Annotated in this window: 17 protein-coding genes, 1 tRNA gene and 1 pseudogene; 8 read left to right on the top strand and 11 right to left on the bottom strand. The window is 58.5% G+C overall.

What is annotated here, in order from left to right:
- Positions 1-8: 8 nt before the first annotated feature.
- The 4 genes from WEU32_RS12515 to WEU32_RS12500 form a co-directional block, all read right to left on the bottom strand.
- Positions 9-404 (bottom strand): hypothetical protein, encoded by a 396-nt coding sequence (locus WEU32_RS12515; protein WP_406852115.1) that lies wholly within the window; start codon positions 402-404, stop codon positions 9-11.
- Positions 401-2,581 carry a hypothetical protein gene (locus tag WEU32_RS12510; RefSeq protein ID WP_406852114.1) on the bottom strand — a complete coding sequence of 727 codons (2,181 nt, stop codon included), beginning with the start codon at positions 2,579-2,581 and terminating at the stop codon, positions 401-403. Before WEU32_RS12510 ends, WEU32_RS12515 begins: the two co-directional genes overlap by 4 nt.
- The gene (locus tag WEU32_RS12505; protein WP_406852113.1) at positions 2,578-3,378 is read right to left on the bottom strand and encodes a TnsA endonuclease N-terminal domain-containing protein; all 801 of its coding nucleotides are present in this window, start codon (positions 3,376-3,378) and stop codon (positions 2,578-2,580) included. Before WEU32_RS12505 ends, WEU32_RS12510 begins: the two co-directional genes overlap by 4 nt.
- A gap of 785 nt (positions 3,379-4,163) precedes the next feature.
- Positions 4,164-5,399, bottom strand: coding sequence for a DUF4427 domain-containing protein (locus tag WEU32_RS12500; RefSeq protein WP_406852112.1), 1,236 nt, complete (start codon positions 5,397-5,399; stop codon positions 4,164-4,166).
- A 327-nt stretch (positions 5,400-5,726) separates the two neighbouring features.
- On the opposite strand from WEU32_RS12500, the gene WEU32_RS12495 reads away from it, so the two are divergent.
- Positions 5,727-7,118 (top strand): FRG domain-containing protein, encoded by a 1,392-nt coding sequence (locus tag WEU32_RS12495; RefSeq protein WP_406852111.1) that lies wholly within the window; start codon positions 5,727-5,729, stop codon positions 7,116-7,118.
- 133 nt (positions 7,119-7,251) lie between these two features.
- On the opposite strand, the gene WEU32_RS12490 is transcribed toward WEU32_RS12495, so the two are convergent.
- From WEU32_RS12490 to WEU32_RS12475, 4 genes are all read right to left on the bottom strand, one after another.
- The gene (locus WEU32_RS12490; protein ID WP_406852110.1) at positions 7,252-9,474 is read right to left on the bottom strand and encodes a S8 family peptidase; all 2,223 of its coding nucleotides are present in this window, start codon (positions 9,472-9,474) and stop codon (positions 7,252-7,254) included.
- The gene (locus WEU32_RS12485; RefSeq protein ID WP_406852109.1) at positions 9,471-10,604 is read right to left on the bottom strand and encodes an AAA family ATPase; all 1,134 of its coding nucleotides are present in this window, start codon (positions 10,602-10,604) and stop codon (positions 9,471-9,473) included. Before WEU32_RS12485 ends, WEU32_RS12490 begins: the two co-directional genes overlap by 4 nt.
- Before the next feature lie 407 nt (positions 10,605-11,011).
- Positions 11,012-12,451 carry an IS1182 family transposase gene (locus WEU32_RS12480; RefSeq protein WP_406852108.1) on the bottom strand — a complete coding sequence of 480 codons (1,440 nt, stop codon included), beginning with the start codon at positions 12,449-12,451 and terminating at the stop codon, positions 11,012-11,014.
- 209 nt (positions 12,452-12,660) lie between these two features.
- Positions 12,661-12,737 (bottom strand) — tRNA-Arg (locus WEU32_RS12475).
- A 349-nt stretch (positions 12,738-13,086) separates the two neighbouring features.
- Here WEU32_RS12475 and WEU32_RS12470 point away from each other — a divergent pair.
- Both WEU32_RS12470 and WEU32_RS12465 read left to right on the top strand, forming a co-directional pair.
- Positions 13,087-15,573: pseudogene (locus tag WEU32_RS12470) on the top strand (helicase-related protein); the annotation flags it as partial.
- A gap of 631 nt (positions 15,574-16,204) precedes the next feature.
- Positions 16,205-16,516 carry an RNA-binding S4 domain-containing protein gene (locus tag WEU32_RS12465; RefSeq protein WP_406852107.1) on the top strand — a complete coding sequence of 104 codons (312 nt, stop codon included), beginning with the start codon at positions 16,205-16,207 and terminating at the stop codon, positions 16,514-16,516.
- Positions 16,517-16,529: 13 nt separating this feature from the next.
- Here the strand turns inward: WEU32_RS12465 and WEU32_RS12460 are convergent, their stop codons facing one another.
- On the bottom strand, positions 16,530-17,147 hold the full coding sequence (locus WEU32_RS12460; RefSeq protein ID WP_312811885.1) for a YceI family protein: 618 nt from the start codon (positions 17,145-17,147) through the stop codon (positions 16,530-16,532).
- A 211-nt stretch (positions 17,148-17,358) separates the two neighbouring features.
- Between WEU32_RS12460 and fdxA the strand changes: the two genes are divergently transcribed.
- Positions 17,359-17,700, top strand: a complete 342-nt coding sequence (gene fdxA, locus WEU32_RS12455) for a ferredoxin FdxA (RefSeq protein ID WP_312135588.1) — start codon at positions 17,359-17,361, stop codon at positions 17,698-17,700.
- 308 nt (positions 17,701-18,008) lie between these two features.
- Positions 18,009-18,572, top strand: coding sequence for a CarD family transcriptional regulator (locus WEU32_RS12450; protein WP_406852106.1), 564 nt, complete (start codon positions 18,009-18,011; stop codon positions 18,570-18,572).
- A gap of 76 nt (positions 18,573-18,648) precedes the next feature.
- Here the strand turns inward: WEU32_RS12450 and WEU32_RS12445 are convergent, their stop codons facing one another.
- The gene (locus WEU32_RS12445) at positions 18,649-19,218 is read right to left on the bottom strand and encodes an OmpA family protein (protein ID WP_406852105.1); all 570 of its coding nucleotides are present in this window, start codon (positions 19,216-19,218) and stop codon (positions 18,649-18,651) included.
- Positions 19,219-19,786: 568 nt separating this feature from the next.
- Between WEU32_RS12445 and WEU32_RS12440 the strand changes: the two genes are divergently transcribed.
- Positions 19,787-20,284 carry a hypothetical protein gene (locus tag WEU32_RS12440; protein ID WP_406852104.1) on the top strand — a complete coding sequence of 166 codons (498 nt, stop codon included), beginning with the start codon at positions 19,787-19,789 and terminating at the stop codon, positions 20,282-20,284.
- Between the two features lie 304 nt (positions 20,285-20,588).
- On the top strand, positions 20,589-20,912 hold the full coding sequence (locus WEU32_RS12435; RefSeq protein ID WP_312135594.1) for a hypothetical protein: 324 nt from the start codon (positions 20,589-20,591) through the stop codon (positions 20,910-20,912).
- A 34-nt stretch (positions 20,913-20,946) separates the two neighbouring features.
- On the opposite strand, the gene WEU32_RS12430 is transcribed toward WEU32_RS12435, so the two are convergent.
- Positions 20,947-21,315 (bottom strand): DUF983 domain-containing protein, encoded by a 369-nt coding sequence (locus tag WEU32_RS12430; RefSeq protein ID WP_312135596.1) that lies wholly within the window; start codon positions 21,313-21,315, stop codon positions 20,947-20,949.
- A 155-nt stretch (positions 21,316-21,470) separates the two neighbouring features.
- Between WEU32_RS12430 and WEU32_RS12425 the strand changes: the two genes are divergently transcribed.
- Positions 21,471-24,419, top strand: coding sequence for a hypothetical protein (locus WEU32_RS12425; protein ID WP_406852103.1), 2,949 nt, complete (start codon positions 21,471-21,473; stop codon positions 24,417-24,419).
- The last annotated feature ends 51 nt before the right edge of the window (positions 24,420-24,470 follow it).

Below are 24,470 nucleotides of genomic sequence, written 5' to 3'. Positions count from 1 at the left end.
TGAAGCGTTCAAAGCAAGCAATGACCCTTTTTTTTGAGCATCAGTTCATTGCCATAGTTCGGAAACGGATCGTCGAATGCCTGGAGGATTAGCACCATCAACTTCTTTGATGTCATATGCCGCTCCAGATCGATCTTGATCACTGGAATGTAGTTTGCGGTACGTGGTGTCGTCTTCTCCACATAGGCGATGTATGAAACCGCAGTTGTCGATTTTCCTGATCCCGTAGGCGCTAGTACGCGCAGCCCATACTGGGGCTCACCTCGCAATTCTCTGTTGAGTTTGCGCATGAGATCGTACTCGGCATGAAGATTCACGTGTGCGGGATAAGGAATGAAAACAGCTTTGAATTTCGCGATTTTGGTCGCGATTTCCTCGTTGATCTCGGACGACGTGCGGATCATTTGAAACCCTCCCAGCGGGGTTCTGCATCGGTGATCTGACTCCAATCGACGCTGGCTGAAGCTTGGGGCTCGGAGTTACCTTTAGATGCGGCTTTACGTTTGTGACTTCCGCGAGCAGGTCTGACGGGTTTTGCGTGGTCGTCGGTTCTTTCAGCCGCAAGTGATGCAGTAGGAATAACCGGAGCCATTCCATCATGGCGTGGCTGTGCGTATTCCACCCTGAGCGTTGACGAAGCCAAGGCTTCGATTTTCGGCGATGATAAAAGCCGTGCGTGGGCGCGCTTGCTCCTAGAAAGTACTTTGTCTGGAGTGAGCTTCTCGATTTCTCGTCTAAGCTCGATGCGACGAGCGAGGCGCTCGTCAGCATCCGCAACCTGTTCCTCTCGGATCCAAGCCTGCATGCAGTCATGTTGCCATTTGCTGAGGCCTTTGGCGTAATCAGCCTCGGTACAGGGGAGTTCTACAAACTTTCCGAGTTTGGCATGCCAAAGCGATATTTGCCCTAGATCCGCTGGATTGTACTTGATCTTAACGGGAACCGTAGTGGACCCTTTGGCGCGCCTTCTCAGTGGCTCCGATCGGGCCAAGTCCTCTAGTATAGGCCCGGTAATCGCAGGGTCATGGAACTGAAGATTGAAGAGCTTTACACCGGACGTTGTCAGGGTGGCTTCTTTGCTGGCACCTAGCATCCGGTCTAGTTGGCGGTCGTCACCGATGACTTGAACGCCGCCTTGCTCGCGAACAGCTCGAGACCAATGCTTTATTGGAGCCTCGGCAAGGGATGAGTGGATCTCTTGGTGGTAAACTCCTATCGCAGAGATCATCAGGTCTTCGGCCTGTTCCAGGGTGAGCACTGCATCTTTCTGCGGATCAATACCCCAGGCTCGCATCTGTTCGATCGGAAGAGTGCCGCCCGGAAGTTTGCGATGGAGTCTTGTATTGAAAGTCCCGAAGAGGCGCTCAATAACTGCCTTATAGGTAGGTGATCTGACCGGGGCCCAACGCACGCTAGTACCCATATCAATCATGGCTGATTCAAAGGACGAGCCTGTAAATTCCCATCCATTATCAACGATAATTTCGTCGAACTTTCCGTAGATGTCCTGAAGCTCAGGGCAGTCCGGAAACCGATCAAGCATTCTTAGCTTGGGGCGGTTCGAGCGTTTTATGCACTCTGTAACGGAGTACAAGGAAGGCGGTTCAAAGGTCAGAACCCATCCAACAATGCATCTTGAGTAGACATCTATAATGGTGGTGAGCCAAGGGCGGCCTAGATATTTCCAGCCGTTGAAATCCACCACCACATGGTAGTCGGCTGGGGTGTGGTCCAAAGCGCCTAGCGCTAAGGGGCGATGGGCATAAAGGCCTGGACCGTTCGCTTTTAATCGTTTGTCCGCTTCCTGCTTCCCGTACCTCGTGAGGATTGTCTCGTAGCATTCGAGGGACCTCAGGTGGGTGCGGAAGCGTTCTCTGGATGGGATCGGAACTTCGCGCCATCTGCTTGAGCGCCGGGAGATCCACGAGTTTAAGCCCTTCAGGTAGAAGCAGAGATCATCGTAGGCATCTCCAACGGTCTTTTGATGATTTGCCCAGTAGGCTAGGGCCTCTTCGTGCATACGGCGATGAACAGACAGAGGAAGCCTTTTCTTACGTGGTGTCCTACCTGATCGGCTGACCATAAACTTCAGCTGTCGTGAGCCCGTTTCGCCACGCTTGTTAAGCCAAGTTCGGATACTTGTTGGGGAAGGCGGCTTCTTGCCAGCAAACGTCTGAGGTTTCTTTTCCCATATGGTGGCGAGCGCCCGTCGAATGCCCTTGTTACTACGCGGAAAAGGGTCCAGCCGATCTAATGCATTCAAAACGGACTGGCGGAAGGCTGCTTCAGGGTCCTTAGCTATTATAGTCTCGTAATCGCCGGAGGCTACGAGCGGGGAAACAAGAGCGTGTCGGGATGGTCCGTTGAGATCAATGCGATGTGCGCGCCCAGTGGCAAACTGCTCAACTAACCAGTCATGAGTAGGCGTTTGTAGGCTGATGCCATCTAGGGATATCTGAAGAGGGGCACCTGTTCGCTCATTGCGCATGTGCAGAAAGCCGTTCCCCATCATGGGATCGAGCAGGTAGCGCTGACCTTCAATTTCCCAAATGTCGCCGACCGTCAGTTTCAAGGAGCTCATACCAGTTCTCCCATGCCGTCGGTGATCAGCGTGACGAGCGTTCGATCGTTTAGCGGCTTGGAGAGATCCATATCCACGATGCGAGCAACCATCATGGCCTTCAGTTTGGCGATACCGAGCGCTCTCCTTCCGAGGCAGTCGGCGACTTCTCCAAGCTCGCGTGAGCCCCGGCGGTAGAGGTATTGAGCGACCTGGTAGACGTCAGTCGTTGTGTAGGCTGTGAAGGCCCAGGACTGAATGTCCTCAATCGCCTGCCACCGCATTGATGGTATGAAGAGAGCCTCCTTCAGAAAGATGCGGAATGACCATCCCACCTGTCTGCAAATGTCGGCAACAGCGTTGAGTTTGAGCTGGTAATCGGGGTCTTGAAGGAAGCGGCGATCATTCTTGATCTCGATGACCTCAACAGTGCCATCGGCCAAGAGCACCACGGCGTCAGCGATATAGGTGCGTTTGGTGCCATCAACCACGAACTCAAACCTGAAAGGTTGGGCTCGGTAATCGACAATGTTTGTGTCGACCTCGCAGTGCATGAAGAACGCGCGTTCATTCATGCTTTCATAGGGATGGGCTCGGCCAGACTTCCGGCTCGCGTAAACCCCGGTCGTGATGATGCGTCGGCCTGTGATGATGCTTCTAATGGAGCAGCCATTCGTGGGCAGAACCAATGTGGCCTGTGCCGTCAGGTGCTCCCAAGAGTGACGTTCAGCAGGGCTGGCGGGTGCCAGAAGCGCTTCATTCAGTTCCGTCGATAGTTGGAAGCCGGGCGCGCGGAAGTCGTCATGAACAAGGTTCATGGGAAAATCCTTTTATTTTATTGACTTAGTATAGGGGCGAGTTAGATCGATGCCCGTTTCATCAAAAACGCGTTTGACTTCGAGTTCTCTTCAGGGGAATGATTGCCGATCATTGCGGAATGATTTGGGACTTGGTTCCCTGCAAGAGCCCCGGGTTTCGATCTGGGGTTTTTGTCGTATGGGCAGCAAGCTGCTGATACGAAAGACCTTTTTAAGGCGGTATCATGTTTTGAAGCTCCTTCTTCGCATTTGAGATGCGAGCTATGCGCGGTCTTGTGCTCAGTGCGAGACTCGGCAAGCGCGAAGGCATTGTTTCAAATTATATTAAATGAGTCACAGTAATTATTTTTACATGTGTAATGTAGTGAAATATTGGTTATAAACAATACTCAAATAGTATGTTGTTGTACATTCAGTGGATTAATCTTTAGGGCGATATTGGTTTGCATTGCAGGGCGCGGGGGGGCTTATCGTGCAATCGCAATGGCTCATAAGCGCCAGAAGCAGACATTCACAGGCCTCCGGAGAGCGGACCTTCAGGACTCGATGGGCACGATTTTTAAAACGCCATCAACGTTGGCTAGGTTTAAGTAGTCGAGGTGTCGCGTGGTGAACTAAGCGCGATGGCGGACATTCGCTTGACGCGCCATCCCCGACTTGCCTGGGCCATTCTTGTGATCGGCCATATTAACTCTGGCGAGCCTCGAAGATGATCAACCGGCTTTATCGGGTAACCGCCGCCCCCTAGGATGGACCCATCCGCGCGGTTGTCGCAGGCAACACGATCACTCGTCGGCTTCATCGTGTGCGTAGTTAAAGATAAGACGGTTCTCGATCGGCGGATCAGAATAGTGCGGGGTGGCGTTTGGGTCGATTTTCCCAAGAACCGAATGATAGGTTGCAAGCAGATTATGGCGTTTGTCGAGGAGGTTGGCGAGCCGCTGCATCAGGTCTTCGCGTTCTGCCAAGGGCAGGATTGGATCGAAGGCGGTGACGTCCACCAGGTACCGCCCGTCGCTATTGACCGTCACCCGACCGGTCTGTCGGAGCGCGCGTGTCATCTCGTGCTTAGCGTCGGTTAACCAAAGCCAGCACCCGCCCTTTTCGTTAGTCCCATTGCCGGCCTGCGTCCGATTGACCGCAGCCACACAGGCGTCGAAGTCAGATACGAGGCTCTTCGCCCGCACGTTGTCCATGGATCGGAACGAAGAAAGATCGATGGCGGCTGCGACCAGCGCCGCCTGAACGTCAACCGGATCTCGCAACGCCTTAAGCGAGCCGATTTTGTCGCCCACGATGATGAAGTCGTAGCGACCGGGAGCACCTTGGTCGGACAGCACGAGCAAATCATGGAGCACCTTATCCGCTTGTGCTTGAGTTCGCACGACTACGCCCATGCCTTTCAAATCGAGCGAAAACCCCGGAATCTCGGGTCCGCTGAGCAGGTCGGAATAGTCGATTAGGCTTTCACGGCAGGGCCAACGCCACTCGCGTTCATGGGTCCAGTCGACGACGCCGTCTGCGCTGAGGGTCACGTAGCGGTGCTGCTCCGCCAGGGGCAGGACATTGGGCGGAATGACCCGCAGTCCGCCGCCCTTGCCGCCAGGGATGTTGGGAGCGCCGTTGAGGCCGTAGATGGCAGGCCGCGCGCCGGCGGCGTTTGCGCCGAGCTTCGGCAGCAGAATGCCAAAGGGGCTCATCGCTTGGCCTCTCGCCTGACGGTTCCGACCGGCTTCCAGGAAGGCCCCTATCGGCATGTCGGTGAAACAAACGGCCGGATCAGGCCCATAGATCGTACGGCAACCGCCACGCACGGACCAAGTGGCCCACAGGCGTTGTGAGCGGATAGCGTTGCGCAGAAGGAAGAGGGGCGAGATCTTCGTGTCTTCGACTATCGCCCCCGGCCCCCAGTCTTCAACCGCAAAAACGGAACTTGAACTGTCGATGTCCAATTTTCGAAAAAAATGAATGAGATAGGGGGAGAGATCAAATCTGATGTTGTTTAGAGATGATGCGGTCATGGCTCCCTCTCTATATATACTGCCAACTCAATTCTACTTTTATGGCTTCCCGCGCACTGCAGATTGCGCTTTCGGGCCACACGCATCCCGATATCGCTCCAAGACGGTATCCTGTGCAGTTGCGCTTTCTTTCGGACCTTGGCGACATAATTGCTTAGCGCCAACAGCCGTCATTTGCAGCGGCGCTAGGAGTAGCCAATCCACTTTGTTGCCATCCACCTTCGGAGCTTTGCGCACGTCTACCATCACAGCATCTTTTCGTGCCTTAGGACCACGGATGATTGCCACCTTAGGGCTGAGCACCTAAAACTTAGTCGTGGAGGCGAAATGGCGGATAACTTCAACTACATCTCGTTCGGAAATCGCGACTTCATACCACAGGCTGGAGGGCGCATCTCGATGTCCCTGCGGCGTATGTTCGAGTACACTTCGGACGATACTAGGGCTCGCCTACAGAGCTTAGGTACCACAGCGCTCGCCTATCTCGAAAGCCTGCCGACATTCCTGTGCAGCGAGATTATTCGAGACAGTGAGCGCACTGCAGTCGAGGTGCGCTACGGGCGTGTCTCCGACATCACCGTCGGCAGCAACAACGTCGAGGCGACCTTCAATGAAGAGATAAACTTCGGCGAGGTCGAGTTCGTTGACGCCGACGCCGCTCGCGATCTTCTTCGGGCTGGAGCCTACCAACTCTTCCGGACTCACTGGGCGGTGCGGGATGGCGACGTTAAAGCCATGCTCGTTGACTTGCTTGATCGGGCTCCGACTCGACCTCTGGGTGCCCAGTTGGTGCCCGACACTGACGCCGCGACCACCCCGCCGGCCGCGCCCCAACGCGTGACGTTGGGTGAGGCGTCAAGCGTGCAGCAATTCCTGAACACCCTGTTCGGCGTTGAGGAAGCCTCGGACACGGAGACCTTCTTCCGAGGCCACGACGTACAGACCTACGAACTCATCCCGTCGGTCCTGCGAACTGACGAGGGAGGCGCATGGCGGTTTCTGCCTAACGAGGATCGACTCTGCAAAGAATTACTGATCGCGCATGACGATGAATTCAGGAACGACCGTTTCTGTATGGATCGCTTGGTCCGAATGGCGCATTTTGAGCTGCCGACGCGGTTACTAGACATCACTAGCAATCCACTTGTTGCCCTGTTTTTCGCCTGCGACGGCGGCGAGTCCGGTATTAAAGAGGACGTGCCAGGAGAAGTGGTCATCTTCCGCGTCGCCGAGGACAGTATCAAATACTACGACTCGGACACGGTCAGTTGTATCGCCAACCTAGCCAATCTTACCCACGAGCAGAAAAACAACCTTAAGCTTGATCTGCCGGTTAAAGACTTCAACGTCGATCCCATCGTCGGCAAGCTGATTCACTTCATCAAAGGCGAGAAACCCTACTTCGATACTCGCATTGTACCCAGCGATCTGGGTTCCATCGTATGCGTGAAGGCCAAGCTAACCAACAACCGGATCAAGTCGCAGTCTGGAGCCTTCCTCTTGTATGGGCTGGACGCCAAGATGCCCGACGCAGGGCAAGACGGGATCACGATTAACAGGATCACCATCACCAACAAGGCGTCCATCATGGCGGAGTTGGATCGGCTGAACATCAACGCCAAAACCGTCTATCCCAGCATCGATCGTACAGCGAAACATCTGAAAGCCCGCTACGCGCGCATTACCCAGTCCGAATCGAATCCCCGCCCTGCCGATTAGATTAGCTCGAAGCCCATCAGGCATCGCTGCACGTTTGCCAGTAAGCGATGATAGAGTTGTTCTGTCCTGAATTTATGTGACTTTTTGCTTTCCATCGCGGGTTTCGAAGTGATCCTGAGCGGGGCTACGATAGCTAGACGCGGACTGGAATATCGATCACGGGGCGCAATTGCTCTAGCTGGGTAGGATATCGCCGGACTACTCGGTCGTAGAAATCAGCGATTGACCGGGCACGGACTGTCACTACTAACGCGTACTTCAGTGTTTCGGTGAGCGCATGGTTGTGGCCTTCGAGTCGCGCATTGTAGTGGATGTCGAACACAGGGTTGAGCAAGCTTCGGCCCTGCATGCGCACTCTAGCGTGCTGACAACTCTCCCACTTCATGGCGTCGCGGCGCAGTAGATCCTCGGTCACCCCCGCCGATTTACTCCCGAAGAAAGACTTCGTGTTCGCGTGTAACTGGTCAGCGTTCTTTCGCTTCTCCGAATGAGGGCGGAAGGCTACCTCCAAGCCGGCGCGTGTGTAATTCCCGGGGTGGTGCGGGTCCACAGCGGTCGAGTAGCAGATGGTGGCGTCAATCTCGACGCTACCCGCCAGCTCACCCGCCGGCATCGGAATTGGTGCGCGGATGTATTTTGCTGGCGAGATCTCACCTTGATATACGACCCGAACACAATCGTCGTCGGAGACTACTATCTCGTCGAGAGTTCGCGCTAAACGGCCCCAACCGACCTCCTCGCGGCCAAGCTCACTGACTTCAGCGCTGTGGATGAGGAGCGCTCGTATGGCGAGCAGATCAAGGGCGCTGCCGAAATGTGCCTTAACTCCAGCGCCCATTCGCAAGGTGCTGGGTGAGGCAAACGAGGTCCCACCCGTCTGCCGCAGGTCCGGGTTCATCTCAGGCCCAACCACCAGGAAGGGGCGCTGGATCGATCCGCCGAACTCGACGAGGTCAGGCTTAATTAGGCCCGGGCTCCGGCCAGGCCCGATGCAACTGTAAGGGGCTCTGGCCCAAGTCGCGTCCGGAGTGTCCGCCGCACCCACTGCTAGGGCATTGACGGCGTCCGATGGAACCTGAATGCGGTTCAGACCCGTGAGCGCGTCCCGCTCTCCACCGTTGCCAACGGCAACACACATCAGCGCGTTGTTTCGGGACAGCCAAGTATCGAGAACCGCTGTCCAGGCATGTACGTCGTCATCCTCGATCGGCAGTTCCGGACCCAAGCTAAGGTTGATCAAATCATAGTGGTCGCTGGCTAAGGCGTTCTCGATCCTCTGGAGTACGTCGTAGAGTTCGTGCGGATCTGAGATCGGAACGTCATCCAACACTCGGTAATGATCGACATTGCAGAAGGGGCGTGGCACCGGCTTGTTGGGCTCGATGTGTCCGAACAGGAAGGCTGAGGTAACAGCAACGCCGTGCTCGAGACACTCCGTTGAAACAGGCCCCACTCCTGTTGCGTCGATTGGAGTCGCCCACGCGGTTAGCGGGTGATTTGCCGGTATTCCGCCATCGAAGATCGCCACTCGGATAGAAGTATCTAGACTGGGTTCCTGGGGGAGGACGAGTTGGTGTCCTGGTATCGTCGCACGGGGGATAGTAGGGCGGAGCATCCGCAACGGGGGCATTTGCCGCACCGCGCGCACGAGGGTGAATGCAGCAATGCTTTCAGCCTGGGACGCTGAGGCTTCAACTTCCACGAAGCACAAGCCCCCCGCGTAGAAACGGCGTTCTAGGTTTGCGGTGACACCCACGTTCGCGAGGTATTTCTTGAATTCGGCTAGAGCTCTAACCTCACCCTCAATCCCGTCGGCGTGTAGAACGACCTCATAGACGAGGATACCCGCCTTCGGCAGGTCCCCCTTAATCTTGTCCTCAAATGAAGGTGCGGAGACTTCTTCGATTTCGGCTAGCGCCTTAGCCCCAGCCATGGATTCAGCCCACTGCGGAAGTTGTTCGGCCCAGCGTGAGAATGCCGACCGATCACCGAGCACGAAGAGTTCGGTAGTGATGGCCGGTTCAGGCTGCCGCTCCTTAGATCGCTTCTCGGGCGTGATGATTTTAGGCTTGCTTCCGATCGGCTCGACGCCAATCGCGCGAAAAAGGTCCGCTGGAAAATAGGATTTCGCGATGTATTCCGGATTAAGCGTGATGGAGGCGACTGCGCGGTTGCCGGGACAGGCAAGATCTGGAAGGCTCTCGATCTCTCGGACGGTCTTCTTCACCATGGGCGTCAGGCGTGATCTTGCCTCCGCGAATGTGTAGGGGGCATCCTTGGGGCCGCCGCCGGTTTTGCCGACCACATCCTCGACGAGGCGCTCTCCTTTACCTAGAAGGAAGTTGCGTTTCATCATTCGTTCGCCCCCTCTGCGACATTATCCGTCCGGCCCGCACGCTTTCGTGTGCGGATCGTATCCCGAGCTACGCCTGTTAGTTCTTGGGCCTTCCGAGCGGAAAGGATGCCTTGATCGACAAGCGCGACAGCCAAGTCGATGCGGCTTTGCTTGCCTAGCCCCTCGGCCTTCAGTGTGGCCGCGAGGTGTGTGTCGAGGTCTTCCCCGCGCAGGGCGGCCTGACGACGAGCGAAGGCGATATTTCGTGCGAGATCACTGAAGGATTGCCCCTGAAGCGCAATCGACATCGCGCGCGCCCACTGTTGAGCGTTCTCAGTGTGGTCTTTCAGACCCTGAAACACAAAAGACTCGACGGTGGACCTGTCGGGCAGGGGGAACTCGATCACAGATTCGAACCGACGCCAGATCGCGGGATCGAGAAGCTCTGAGTGGTTCGTCGCAGCGATCAGGAGGTTAGAGGACGGCCAATCATCTATCTGCTGGATGAGCACCGTGACCAAGCGCTTCAACTCGCCGATCTCTTCGCGGTCGTCTCGGCGCTTCGCAATGGCGTCGAGTTCATCTAGCAGAAGTACGCAGTCAATCCCCTTAGCGTAGTCCAGAACTAGCCGGAGATTGCTGCCCGTCCTGCCAAGATAACTGCTCATGACGGCGGCAAGGTCGAGCGTCAGTAGGGGACGGCCCAGTTCACGCGCAACCCAGCGCGCCGCCATCGTCTTTCCGACGCCGGGAGCGCCGACGAACAGTGCAGTACGCGTGGGTTCCAGGGAGGCGGCGCGCAAGGCATCCGGGTTGAGACGTTCTTCCACGAGCGCTTGGAGCTGACAGGCGACGGCAGGGATGAAGACCGGCTCCCAATCCAAGGCTGGCCGCTCCTCAACCCGCATTAGCTGGAGCCTAGAATCTAGATCTACTGGCAGCGGCACCTCCGCTTGCCTACGCAGCGGGGAGCTTCGAGTCGGTGCCTCTTTTAACAAACCTGATACGGCAATCGAAAGGTCCGGCACCTGGGCCTTCGCCCGACGAGCCGTGCGCTGAAGGAAGGCTTGGATATCTTGCGGCCGCCCGGCCAGCGCGAGCCGCGCCAGATGGACGAATTCTTCCGACATATTGAACTTGTTGTCCGGCAAACCCACGAAACTCTTTCCCTCTACAGGATGCGAGCCTTACTTTTGGTGGGCTAAAATTGCAATCAGTTTTTTATATTCGCCCACCTCCTCACACACGAACTGCTTCGACGCGGAAGCGATGCAGTTTCTTCCACATCGGCCGCCCCTATCGAAACGGCTCAAGTGCGCTGACGAAGCGACACTCCGCTTCTCGGCCTGTTGGTGGGCATCCGCCAGGAACTCCACGAAGACCGGCGGCTTCGCATGCGACCTCGAGATGGACTATACGAGCCACCGCTCACAGGACGGATCCTTAGGAGGTGCCGAAAAGCGGGCATTTCGAAGGCCCACCAAGAGTCGAGGCTGTGTAAAAACGCACCGAGCAGGTTTTATCCGCATCGGGCATCGAGGCGCAGATCGTCATTATCTCATGCCCTGATCGCTTCCATCAGCGGCTTTGTTCCCAGCACGGCCATCACCCGCTTCATGTTGTAGGCTAGGATGTGGAGGCTGATCTCGGTCTTCACATTCGGCAGTCGCTTCATCAGGAAGTGGGTGTGCCCCATCCAGGCCTTGATTGTCCCAAACGGGTGTTCAACTAGACTTCGCCGTTCGCGCATGGCGCGAGGTCTCAGGTCCATTCGGGCCTGTAGCGCATCGATCACCGCCTCATGTTCCCAGCGCGTGACCCTACGCTCGACACTGGGCGTGCATTGGACCTTCAGGGAGCAGCCGGTGCAACTGGCCCGATCCCAGTACCGATGCAGAGTCATGCCCTTCTCGATGGTCGTCATGTGATGCGGCAGTAGCGCCCCGGACGGACAACGGTAGGCGTCCTGATCGGGCAGATAGACGAAGTCCTGCTTTCCGAAGCGTCCATTAGCTTTTGCACCTGAAGTCAGCGTCTTTGGCACGAAAGGCATCACGCCCAAGGCCTCGCAGGCCAAAATTTCCTCGCCGGAGAAGTAGCCCCGGTCGGCCAGCACATCGAGCGTCTCTATGCCCATGGCGTCCTTGGCTTGACCGGCCATGTTCGCCAGTTGCTGCCTATCGGAGCCAGTCATCACCACCTCGTGGGCGACGATCAGATGGTGCTCGCCTTCGACGGCCGACTGGACGTTGTAACCGACGATGTCGCTGCCACGACCCGACGTCGCCATGGCGCGGGCGTCTGGATCGGTCAGAGACATCTGGCCATCTGGCGATGCTTCGACCTCAGCTTCCATGGCCTTCAGCATCGCCATCTGGTCGCGCAGCCGCTCGACCTTTTCTGCCAGTCTTCCGGACCGCGCCTCGGCGGCCTCGCCCTCATGGCGATCCGCTGTGTCCAGATCCTGTAGATAGCTGGCGATATGCTCGGCCACCTGCTCGATCCGCCGCTTCACCTTGTAGGCGGTGAAGTTCTTGTCGCGTGTGTTCACCGCCTTGAACTTGGAGCCGTCGATCGCGACCAAAGCCGAGCCGAACAGGCCAAGCTGACGGCACAGCACCACGAACTGGGCACAAGCCGCCTGAATCGCGGAGCCGTTCTCGCGGCGGAAGTCGGCGATGGTCTTGTGATCCGGTGCCAGCCGCCCCGTCAGCCACATCAGCTCGACATTGCGCTGTGCCTCACGCTCCAGGCATCGACTGGATTGCACCTTGTTCAAGTAGCCGTAGATATAGAGCTTCAGCAGCATGGCCGGGTGATGGGCCGGTCGGCCCGTCGCCGCAGGCGTCATACCCTCGAAGCCCAGACCCCCCAGATCCAGTTCATCGACAAAGACATCGACGACCCGGACGGGGTTATCCTCGGCCACATAGTCATCGAGACACTCGGGAAGCAAAGTTTGCTGCCGGCGATCTACACCCTGAACGAAGCGGTTCATACCCACCTCCTGAAGACCTCAGGAGGCTAACCTAATTCGCTCGAACGGAAGCCGTTTTTACACAGCCTCAGTCATTAGCGAACATAAAAGCTCTGAAAATTTCGTCAGAGATACCCCAGGACCGCATGGAGTAGAAGTTGCGAATAACTCGCAACTTGAGCAGGTCTTAACTGGTATTGAGCAGGTTCTAACTGGTAACGACAAGACAATGGCGACCCTGGGAGGACTCCAACCTCCGACCTCGGCTTTAGGAAAGCCTTGCTCTATGCAGCTGAGCTACAGGGCCACAGAGGGGTGAGTAGTGGAGGAAAAGCGGGGAGGGAAGCCCCCACCTTAATCAAGATCGGGGTTTCTTTTGTGTGACGGGTTTGTGGTGGGTCTGACAGGGTTAAACTTTGTGGTTAAGCTGTATTAATCTACTATATGTGGTATAGAACAAACATCGAATCGGGCGGTGTAGCTGATTCGATCATGATTCGTTCGTGGCGCGTTTCGTCGCGTGGTAATGTTTCATTCACGATCTGCTCAAAATCGCTATTATCACGTTGATCAACCATCTTAGCGACGCTTAGTCGGCTATGCGGTCGCTTTGGGGTTGTGGTTCGGCGGGCTGCATGTGCTAGGGCAGGCACGTCATGAGTGATCGTTCCACTGGCCTTGCGCCCTCGCGCATTACGGCCATTCTCGGCCCGACCAATACCGGCAAGACCCATCTGACGGTCGAGCGGATGCTGGGTCATGCGTCGGGCATGATCGGTTTGCCGCTGCGCCTTCTGGCGCGCGAGATTTATGAACGTATTGTCAAGCTGCGTGGCGCGTCGTCGGTGGCGCTGATTACCGGCGAGGAAAAGATCGTCCCGCCGCGACCTGCCTATTTTGTTTGTACGGTCGAGGCCATGCCGTTGGAACGGCAGGTGGATTTTCTGGCTGTCGATGAAATCCAGTTGGTGGCCGATCCCGAGCGCGGGCATGTGTTTACCCAGCGTCTACTGCACGCACGCGGGCGCTTCGAGACGATGTTCCTGGGCGCAGGCACGATGGCTCCGCTGATGCGGCGGCTGGTGCCCGATGCCGAGATCGTCACGCGTGAGCGCCTGTCGGTCCTAACCTATGAGGGCTCCAAGAAGATCACCCGCCTGCCGCGCCGTTCGGCGGTGGTCGCGTTCTCGACCGAGCGGGTCTACGCCATTGCCGAACTGTTGCGCCGCCAAAGAGGCGGGGCGGCGGTGGTGATGGGCAGCCTTAGCCCTCGCACCCGCAATGCGCAGGTCGAGCTGTTCCAGTCGGGCGAGGTGGATTTCCTGGTCGCCACCGATGCCATTGGCATGGGCCTGAACATGGATGTGGACCATGTGGCCTTTGCTGGGCTGAGGAAGTTTGACGGACGGCGCACGCGTCACCTCTACGCCCACGAGATTGCCCAGATTGCAGGCCGCGCCGGTCGCCACATGCGCAACGGTACGTTTGGTGTGACCGCCGAGGCCGAGGAGCTGGACGAGGATCTGGTCGAACAGATTTCCGAACATCGCTTTGATCCGCTGGAAGCTGCCGAATGGCGTAATGCGCGGCTGGATTTTGACACCCTGCCGGACCTGTTGCGCTCGCTGGAAGCGACACCAGATCGAGCGGGTTTGCGCCTGACACTGCCGGCGCTGGATGAAACCTTGCTGCGCCGTCTGTCACAGGACGAGGACATCAAGAAGGTGGCCCGTTCGCGCGGGGCATTGATGCGCCTATGGGAAGCCTGTCAGTTACCGGACTTCCAAAAGACGACTCTGGATGAACATTCGCGTCTGTCCAAAGAGATTTTCAGCGCCCTGACGACGGGGCACGGACGCCTCCAGGACGACTGGATCGCGCCGCGTTTTAATGATCTGGACCGCGATGACGGCCAGATCGATCAGATCTCGGCGCGTTTGTCGGGTGTGCGGACGCTGGCCTATATCGCCAACCGCCCCGATTGGCTGCACAATGCCAAAGAATGGGCCGAGCGCACCAAGGTATTGGAAGAGCGGCTCAGTGATGTGCTGCACGAGAGATTGACGGCCCGTTTTGTGGATCGGCGCACAGCGGCGCTGATGCGGGTGCTGAATGATACGGCCGAAGTCATAGCCGGTGTGGCTGACAACGGTGAAGTGACTGTAGAGGGTGAAATGGTCGGGCGACTGGATGGCGTGAAATTCACGCCGGATGCCGGTGGTTCGGCCCTTGCGGATCGTGCGTTGCGTCAGGCAGCGTTGCGGGCCGTCGCCCCGGAGATTGGACGGAGACTAAAGGTATTGGCCAAAGAGCAAGACGCAGGATTTGCGCTGGACGCGGACGGAACGGTTCGCTGGCAAGGCGAGGCTGCGGCCCGCATTACCAACGAGGACGTGTTCCATCCGCAGGTGTCGCTGGTGGGCGACCTTGGCGACGCTGCGGCACGCGATGCGGCGCAAAAACGCGTCGAGACATGGCTGCTGGAAGAAGCAGGCCGTGCCTTGCGTGATCTGAAACGCCTGAAGCGGGCTGTTGACCAAGGGGTGCTGTCGGGACTGGTGCGCGGTATCGCCTGGCGCATTGTCGAGGCAGGTGGCGTGGTGCCGCGCTCTGAGGTGCAGGCCGATCTGGCCGTGCTGTCGCCGGAAGATCGCAAGTCTTTGGGCAAGTTTGCCATTCGCATCGGCACCCATGCAGTGTGGTTGCCGTCTATGCTGAAGCCGCGGGCGCAAGCCTTTATGCAGGCCTATGTCGGTCGGGGCGCTGGCCGTGCGCTCAAGGGCGAGGGCTTGCTGGAACTACGCGGTGACAAGCCGACACCGCAGGCGCTGGCTGCATATGGACGCCAGATTGTGGGTCGCTTTACCGTGCCGGTGGAGTTGCTGGAAACCTATGCCGACCTGAGCCGCAAGGCCGGACGGGGCGAACTGTCCAAGGAAGCGCTTGAAACACTGGGATGGAACGAGGGGCAGGCGCGGGCTGTACGCTCGGCCCTGCGTCCGCCGCGCCGCGAGGAAGGTGCCGCCAGCGGACCTGTGGCTATAGACGAGGATTCGCCTTTTGCCGCCTTAATGGCGCTGAAGGCCGAGGTGGCATCGCCACCTGCCAAACCGGCCAAGCCGCGCCGCCCGAAAAAACCCAAGGCTGACGTGGCGCAAGCCGTCGAAGGCATTGAAGTCGAGATTACCGAAGACGAAGCGGCACCGAAGAAGAAGCGCCGCCGTCGTCGTGGCAAGGGTGGAGCCGAAGCGGCTGTCGAGGCGGGTACAGACGCGCCTTCCGGGGCCGCTGAGGGGGCTGAGGCCACGCCGGAAGTCGCGGCAGAGGGCGAGGTTCTGAAGAAGAAGCGTCGTCGCCGTCGCAAGCCCAAGAGCGAGCGCGTGGCTGTGGCCGAGGGCGTCGAGGGCGAGGCTGAAGTCGCTGCTGATGCCGATGCCAGCGCCGGTGATGCTGTCGACGGCGAAATCCCCACGGATGGAGAGGCTGCGCCCAAGAAGAAACGCCGTCGTCGTCGTGGTCGCAAGCCGACTGCGGATGTCGCAACGACTGACGGGCCATCGGTAGAAGCTGCCGAAGGCTCTGAAAGTGTCGTAACCGAAGCGAGTGCAGAGCCTGTCGAAGGCGGCGAAGCCAAGGCCAAGCGTCGTCGCCGTCCGCGCAAGCGTAAACCGGTAGCGAATACGGAATCGGGCAATGAGGCGGCTGTAGAAGCGGTGACCAAATCTGCCCCCGAGGTTGGCGCGTCCGCACCTGCGGCCTCCGTAGCGGTGGGCGATGGCGAGGCCTGATCCCGCAGATCAGGTCGACGCTCTATCGGGGCGCGTCGATATCTGGCTGTGGCATGCCCGCTTTTTCAAGACGCGAGCCTTGGCCGCCGAAATGGTGTCCAAAAAGAAAATCCGCCTGACCCATCAGGGACGACAGGTGCGGCTGGATAAACCCAGCCGCACTGTCCATGTGGGTGACGAGGTTATGTTCACCCTGCAAGGCCGCATCACCCATGTGCGTGTCGTGCAGATGGGTGAGCGACGCGGACCGGCCAGCGAGGCGCGCGGCCTGTACGAAGACTTGTCACCACCGGATTAGGACCTGGATCCGCCTATTTGGTGAACTCGCCCTCGATATGCAGTTCAACCTCGTCGCCAATCATCGGCAGGGCATAGTTGATGCCGAAGTCCGAGCGTTTGATCTTGGCCTCGCCGTCAAAACCGGCGCGGTATTGTCCCATCATCGTGCCCGCCTTGTTGAACTCGACCTCCATCTTGATGGGACGGGTGACGCCACGAATGGTCAGATCGCCATAAACATCGGCTTCGTTGGCGTCGTCGGCATCAACAACAATGCGGGTCGAACGGAAGGTTGCGGTCGGGTGGTTTTCCGCATCGAAAAAGTCGGCACTGAGCAGGTGGCGTTTTAGCGCGGCATCATTGGGAGCGATGTCGGCAATCGGAATGGTGGCCGTCAGGGTGGAGTTGGCTGGATTGGCCGGATCCAGTTTCAGTTCAGCCTGAACATTGACGAACTGGCCGACATATTTGGAAAATCCGGCATGGTCGATTTCCCAGGTGATGCGGCCATGGCTGGAATCCAGCTTGTAGTCACCGGCATGGACCTCGGCAGGATTAAGCGTAAAGGCGTTCTTGGCCACAACAGTGCCGGTGGTGCCGATGGCCATCAGGGCGGCAATGCAAAGGGCGCTTTGGGGGAATTTATGCACGGTGAAACCTCCGGACAGGATGGTGTGAAAGCCGTAAATTCGTGAACCCGATTATGAGGAACGGGCGATCATATCATCTAATGCAAGAGGAGAAAATTCGATGCCTTCGACCAATGAGGGTGCCTGATTGGTTGACACTGGCCTGACCAGGGGGCATTTGCCCGCGATCCAGTTGCCTGTTGGCCAAGCTTTTTCGGATCCGTTTGCCGCAATGACCTACATCGTCACCGACGCCTGCGTGAAATGTAAGTTCATGGACTGTGTCGAAGTCTGTCCGGTGGACTGCTTCTACGAGGGCGAGAACTTCCTCGTTATCGCCCCTGACGAATGCATCGATTGCGGTGTGTGTGAACCGGAATGCCCGGTGGACGCCATTGTGCCCGATACCGAGGACGAGCCGGACGGCAAATGGCTTCAGATCAATGCCGAATACGCCAAGGTCTGGCCAAATATCACGGTCAAGGGTACGCCGCCCGCAGACCGTGAAGACTTTGAGCGCGAGACGGGCAAGTACGAGAAGTATTTCAGCCCTAAACCCGGCAAAGGCTCCTGATAAAATAGCCTTTATTTGAACACAATTGGTCGTCTTGGCCGCATCTTGCTGCGGATATTTTGAGATTGATCAATTTTGTGGTAGGTTCCTCCCATTCAAAACGAATGGATACGCAGTTGCGCGTGCTGTTCGAGTTTACGACAGACCCCCGCTTGATTGACGGGGGCGGCCAGAGGTTCGGTGATCCGGTATAGCGTCTGATAGCTGCCAAATCGTTCTCCCGACGGGCGCTCATAGTCCGCCGGCGGGGACGATTTTGTTATTGGATAGTCCGTTTCATCGATGTTCTGAGCTGGGAAAGGAATGTCATGACGAGCAAGTCCGGTCTGGAATTCAAGGTTGGCGATGCAGTGGTCTATCCGGCCCACGGCGTTGGCAAGGTCGCCGCGATCGAAACTCAGGAAGTCGCGGGTATGTCGCTGGAGGTCTATGTCGTGACCTTCGATCATGAAAAAATGACCCTGCGCGTCCCGACAAAGAAGGCTGCTACGGCCGGTCTGCGTACGCTCGCTGCCGATGACACTGTGACCAAGGCTCTGACGACCCTCAAGGGCCGTGCCCGCATCAAGCGCACTATGTGGTCGCGCCGTGCGCAGGAATATGAAGCCAAGATCAATTCGGGCGACCTGATCTCGATCGCCGAGGTTGTGCGCGACCTGTTCCGTGCCGACACCCAGCCGGAGCAATCCTATTCTGAGCGCCAGCTGTATGAATCGGCTCTGGATCGCATGGCTCGCGAGGTGGCAGCCGCCAACGGCATCGACAAGGATGCAGCCATTGCCCTGCTGTCCAAGTCGCTGGCAGCCAAGAAGCCGGTTGTAACGGCCGCCGCAGCGGCTGCCGAGGTTGATGAGGAAGCCGAAGCCGCATAAGCGGTCTCAATCCCGAAAGATAAAAGGCCCGGACATCGCTGTCCGGGCCTTTTTCTTTGCCTAGAGACGGTCGTTCCTAGGACAAAACGACGATGGCGACGCGACGGTTCTGGGCGCGACCTTCGCGGGTATTGTTCGGGGCAACCGGATGGGCTTCGCCATACGAGATGGTGGACATACGGTTCAGGGCGATGCCCTGGGTGCTCAGGAAGCGACGCACGGCTTCGGCGCGGGCCATGCCCATGCGTTCATTGGTGGCTTCTGAACCTGTGGAATCGGTGTGGCCCTGGATTTCCAGATAGACGCTGCGGTTTTCAGCTTTCAGACGCTGGGCCAGTTCGGCCAGACGCTGCTCGGCTTCCGGCGAGAGGTTGTTGGCATTGACTGGGAATTTCACCGAGTCATCCGACAGGACCACTTCATACAGGAACTTGCCTTCGGCCAGTTTATGGGCGGCATTGGCGCGTTGGAGGGCCTGGTTTGCGGTGCTTTCCACGCCGGTGACGCGATTATCGACAGCGGAAACGCGCTCGTCGACTACGGCCACGTTCTCGCGCACGAATTTGTGGCTGGCGCAGCCGCTGGCAACGACGCCGATGGCTATAACGGCGCCGATGGCAAGGGCTTTGTGAGACGTGAAGGTCATATAAGTTACTCTCTGTTCGCGACGGAAATTGTAACCGTCAGTTAGGCAAGTTGAAATAATCGTGACGCAGTAGGCCGACTTATGACCTGAATCGGGCAAGATATTGTCAGCTTGCGCAAGGTGAAATGCGTATTAGTGAAATAAGTTTCCAATAGGGGTTGAAGTTGGCTTGGCATGCTGTCTGAAATGTAACTTATGAAGTTTGGTCGGGTGTTTAAAACCGATAGTTATGGCGCGCACTGTGAACTTAAAATCAACCCGAAATATTTCTACGGCAGTGCTTCTAAGCTTAACTGTACATGCGGTGGTCGTCGGAGTGATCTGGGCCATTAAATATGACCAGCCACCTGAGGACCCCCCCCAGAATGTCGTAATGGTTGATATTGTTCCGCCCCCGGAACCACTTTTAGCTGAAAAATCTCCCGAACCCGAGCCGTCAGGGCCGCCAGCTGCCACGCCAACTCCTTCTCAAGCGGCTAAAACCGAGGCGGCGGCAAAAGCTCCGCAGGTAACTCCAAAACCGCAGACGGCCCCGCCTCCGCCCGTTCACCGTACGCCGCCGCCTGTCATGCCAACCGAGGTTGTGCATGTGGCGTCCGGCCCTGCGGTGCCCGATATGCGGTTGCTGGGTGAGGGTGAATTAGCGGGTGCGCTGGTCGCAGGCAGCGGAGCCGGCGGTGGGGCGGGTGATGGTGGATCGGGTGGCGGTGGTGACGGCGGTTCTGGAAGCGGCGGGCGTTGCGACATGGCTGGCAGGCTGCAAGCTCTGGTGCGCCGTGACAGCCGCATCCAGTCGGCGGTCCGTCATGCGCAGGCCTCATTGGGGGCCGGACGACGGGCCATGCAGATATGGGACGGAGACTGGGTGCAAAGTCAGGGACAGGAAGGTCGCGGTCTGGCCGGTGTTCGTCAGGCTATCGCTGTCGAGGTTGCCTTCGCGCCGCGCGAGTGCCGCCAGCAGCGGGTAAACGGACTGGTCGTTTTGTCGCTGGGGGACGATGCGGGGGCACCGCGTTTGGCCTTGGGGGCCCCCAGTTGGCAGTGGAGCGAACTGGCTTTGCGATAAAAGTATTCGCCAGTAGTGGTGCCAATATTCTGGTTTTTATGATTCTCGTAGAAATGTTTATTTAGCCGATACAGAAACGACGAGTTTTGTGTCGGTAAAGACTTCCCGTAACTGCGATAGATTGGTTTTAAATTTTCTTTGCCGATCAGCATCTTCCATATTTTTGCCATAAATTAACATGCTGAAATTTGGAAAGCCTCTTTAAATTACGTTGTTATTCACGAAAAAGTGGATCGTCATCACCTCTTGGCGCGTTAGCGTGGGGATGAGGAACACCGTACGCGGTGGATGGAGAGGGTCTGCTATGGTTCAGTCGTGGGGCCTTGAGGCGGCACGCAATGTGCTACGCTCGTGGACAAGGCAGCGTGTGGACGAGGCCACGCGCAAGGATGGTTTAGCCGTTCAGTTTGAAGGGCTGGAAGCATGGCTTCTGGCGCAGGATCCCCAGACGTTGGAAGAGGCCGAGCGCATATTGTCTATCCTTGATGCCTTCCAGAACGGACGGACCCAAGGTCTGGATGCGCTAACCCGCGGAGGGGGCGAGCACCGCCGTGACGGCGTGTCGGAATCGCGCGTGAGCCACAGTTTTGCACCACGGGCCTATGGGCCGATGGGCGGACGGGCTTGAGGTTTTGAAATAATGGACGAAGGGTCCGCTTCAATCAGAAGCGGGCTTCCTTGGCCTTGTGACGGTACTGGGCCGCCGCCATCCAGCCCTTGACCGGACGCAGCATCCACATGCAGGCGGCGATGATGATCGGGAAAGTCAGCACCAGATGCACCCAGAAGGGCGGCTCGACGGTAAATTGGAAGACCATAAAGCCTGCCATGCCCAAGGTGCCGACGATCGACATAACAAAAAATGCCGGACCGTCTGCCGTATCGGCAAAGCTGTAGTCCAGACCGCAGGCGGTGCATTTTTCGGCGATGGTCAGATAGCCCTTCAGCAGCGGGCCTTGACCGCAACGCGGACAACGGCAGCGGATACCCGTCAGGACGGGGTTCAGGGGCGGATAAGAGTTCTCTGACACAAGAAGCTTCCTTGGACCGGCACCCGAACGGCACCTTCTAAAGACCAAGGGTCTATGTCGGATTTTCTTTAAAGTGTTTCAAGCGGTCGTTTTGTCCAAGCAAGCTTAACCGGCGTTAACGACGAGGAAAGCGGTTTGGGGCGACAATAGCGGATATGTCCGGGGCAACTGTCACCAAGCGCGTGTTGAAATCCTCTGTAGCGGTCGCCGCTGCGGGGGTTCTGGTGTTTGTGCCACTGGATGCGCCGCTGGAAATCTCATCGGCCTTTGCCCAGTCGGGCGGGGCTGTTCAGGGACGTAGCCGCGATCCGATCGATATCCGCATCGGGGCCAATCCGGCCTTTACCCGTATCGAGTTCGCCGGTGTCATTGGTCGTCGTGCGCGGGTGCGTCAGGACGGCCGACAGGTCATTGTGCGTCTGGCCTCGACGGCGGCCCCCGATATCAGCCGCCTGCGTGTGGATCCGCCCAAGGGCGTGGACAAGGTGGAAACCCGCGCGGTTACCGGCGGTACGGAACTGGTCCTGACCCTGAGCGAAGGAGCGGAGGCGGGAACCGGAACGGCGGATGGTGCCGTATGGCTGAATATTCGCCCGCAGGGTGCAGCGCTGAATGCGGACGGTACGCGCGCAACAGCCAATGTGCGTGTACCGGTGGCCGTCAGCCGCGAGAATGGCCGCACGACTTTGAACTTTGCGTGGTCGTCGCCCGTGGGCGCGGCGGTATTCCGGCGCGGGGACGCGGTCTGGGCGGTGTTCGACACCCAGGGACGCATGGAGATCAAGACCGGCGAAGGGGACGGTGTGCGCTGGGCCTCGGGACCGGATTACACGGTGGTGCGGATTGATGCGACTGCCGGACAGCCGGTTTCGGCCCGTACCGAAGGTTCCAACTGGATCGTCTCTCTAGGCTCGGGCACAGTAGGCGAGACGGTCGAGATTGTCCGCGATGACGAGATCAAGGCCAGTTTGGCCGCGCAAATGGCGGGGGCCAGACGGGCCATCTGGCTGACCGACCCGATGAGCGGGGATCGTATGGCAGTGGTGCCCGCGCTGGGGCCTGTCAAGGGCGTACAGACAGGCCGCCGTTCGGTGGATGCCCATATTCTGCCTACCGCACAGGGCGTGGCGGTCGAAGCCTTTGCCGATGATGTGACGGTCGAAACCTCGGCGGATCGTGTGGTCGTCAGTCGTCGTGGCGGACTGAAGCTTTCCTCGCCGGATGTCGCCCTGTCGGCGGCAGCCATGCCGATGATCGATGCTCCCAAGGCCGCCCGATATCCTGCGCTGATCCAGACACAATGGGGCGAGACGGGCACGGCGGGCTTTGCGGCCCGCCACCGCGAACTACAGACCGCAGCGACCGAAGAAATGGCGCGCGCAAGCGAAGATCCGAAAACCGGCACCCATGCCCGCATGGCCTATGCGCGTTTTCTGGTGGGGTCTGGTCTGCATTACGAAGCCATCGGCCTGCTGAACGCCCTGATCGAACAGACACCTGGCATGCTAGGGGTGGCCGAGGTGCGTGGCCTGCGCGGTGCGGCGCGGGCCTCGATCGGTCGTTTGGCCGAGGCGGAAACCGATTTTACGTCTGGGGCTCTGGCGGGTGATCCGGCGACGCGCATCTGGCAGGGCTATATAGCCGCTCAGCAGAGCGACTGGGCCACGGCGCGGCGGATGTTCTCCGCAGGGGCCAGCGCGGTCGATAGCTTCCCTGCCGAATGGCGCGCTCGTTTTGCCACGGCCCATGCGCTGGCGGCGATGGAAACCGGCGACAGGCAGGGGGCCAAAGAACTTCTGGACTATGTGTTCGCCCTTCCGGCGGTTCCGGCACCCGATCGTCTGGCCGCGCGTCTGGTTCAGGCCAAGCTGCTGGAACTGGAAGGACAAAAGGATCGCGCACTGGCCATTTACAAGGCCGCATCCCGCGCTGGCATGCAGGACATCGCCACCACGGCCAAGCTGGGCGCTGTGCGTCTGTCGCTAGCCAAGGGCGCAATGAATGCCGATCAGGCCGCGCGTGAACTTGAGCAACTGAAATGGCGCTGGCGCGGTGACGGGGTTGAGCTGGCGGTCATCCAGTCGCTGGGCGAGCTTTATCTGTCGCAGGGGCGCTATCGCGAAGCTCTGACGACGCTGAAGACACCGGGGGCCAGTATTGCCAACCTGCCGGGTGGGGCCAAGCTTCAGGCCGATCTGGACCGTGCCTTCCGCGCCCTGTTCCTTGAAGGCGCAGCGGACGGTTTGCAGCCGGTACAAGCACTAGCCCTGTTCTTCGATTTCCGTGAACTGACGCCTGTCGGGGCCGATGGTGACGAGATGGTTCGCCGACTGGCGCGCCGACTGATCGATGTCGATCTGCTGGATCAGGCCGCAGAGCTGCTGAAATATCAAGCCGAGAACCGTCTGGACGGTGTGGCCAAGGCTCAGGTTTCGGCCAATCTGGCGGCGGTCTTGCTGATGAACCGTCAACCGGAACCGGCGCTACAGGCCCTGTGGACGTCGCGCAGTACCCTGTTGCCTGTGGCAGTCGCCACCGAGCGTCGGGCGCTTGAGGCACGCGCCTTGATGGAACTGGGCCGCTATGACCATGCACTCGAGATTCTGGGGCGTGACAATGGCGCGGCGGCGCGACAGGTGCGTGCCGAGATTTTGTGGAAACAGGAACAGTGGGGCGGTGCGGCCACGCTGTATGAACAGGCGCTGGGCGAGCGTTGGCGCGATACGGCCATTCCGTTGACCGCCAGCGAGGAAACGCAGGTGATCCGTGCGGGCGTGGGCTATTCACTGGCCAATAATGCATCGGCGGTGACGCGTCTGTCGCAACGCTATGGCGGCTTTGCCCAAGGGGCGCGTTCGCCGGGGGCGATGCGGATTGCTCTGGCCGGGCTGGACGGGCAGGGCAGTGGCGGGGTCGAGAACTTCTCGAACCTGACAGCACAGGCCGATGCCTATGCGGGCTGGATTTCCCAGACCAAAGCCAGGTTCCGCGAGCAGACGGCCAATACGCCAGCGCCAGCCAATCCGCCGGTTCCTGCGCGTGCCGAACCGGCAGCAGCACCCGCTGCGGCTCCGGCAGCCGCGCCTGCTGCGACCAAGCGATAGATTTTAGGATAGGTCAGGTGGGTGCCCATTGGGCGTCTTCACAGCTGCTAT

The organism is Brevundimonas sp. BH3 (genome assembly GCF_045345115.1).
GTDB lineage: Bacteria > Pseudomonadota > Alphaproteobacteria > Caulobacterales > Caulobacteraceae > Brevundimonas.
This window is presented reverse-complemented; position numbering and strand designations above follow the sequence as displayed.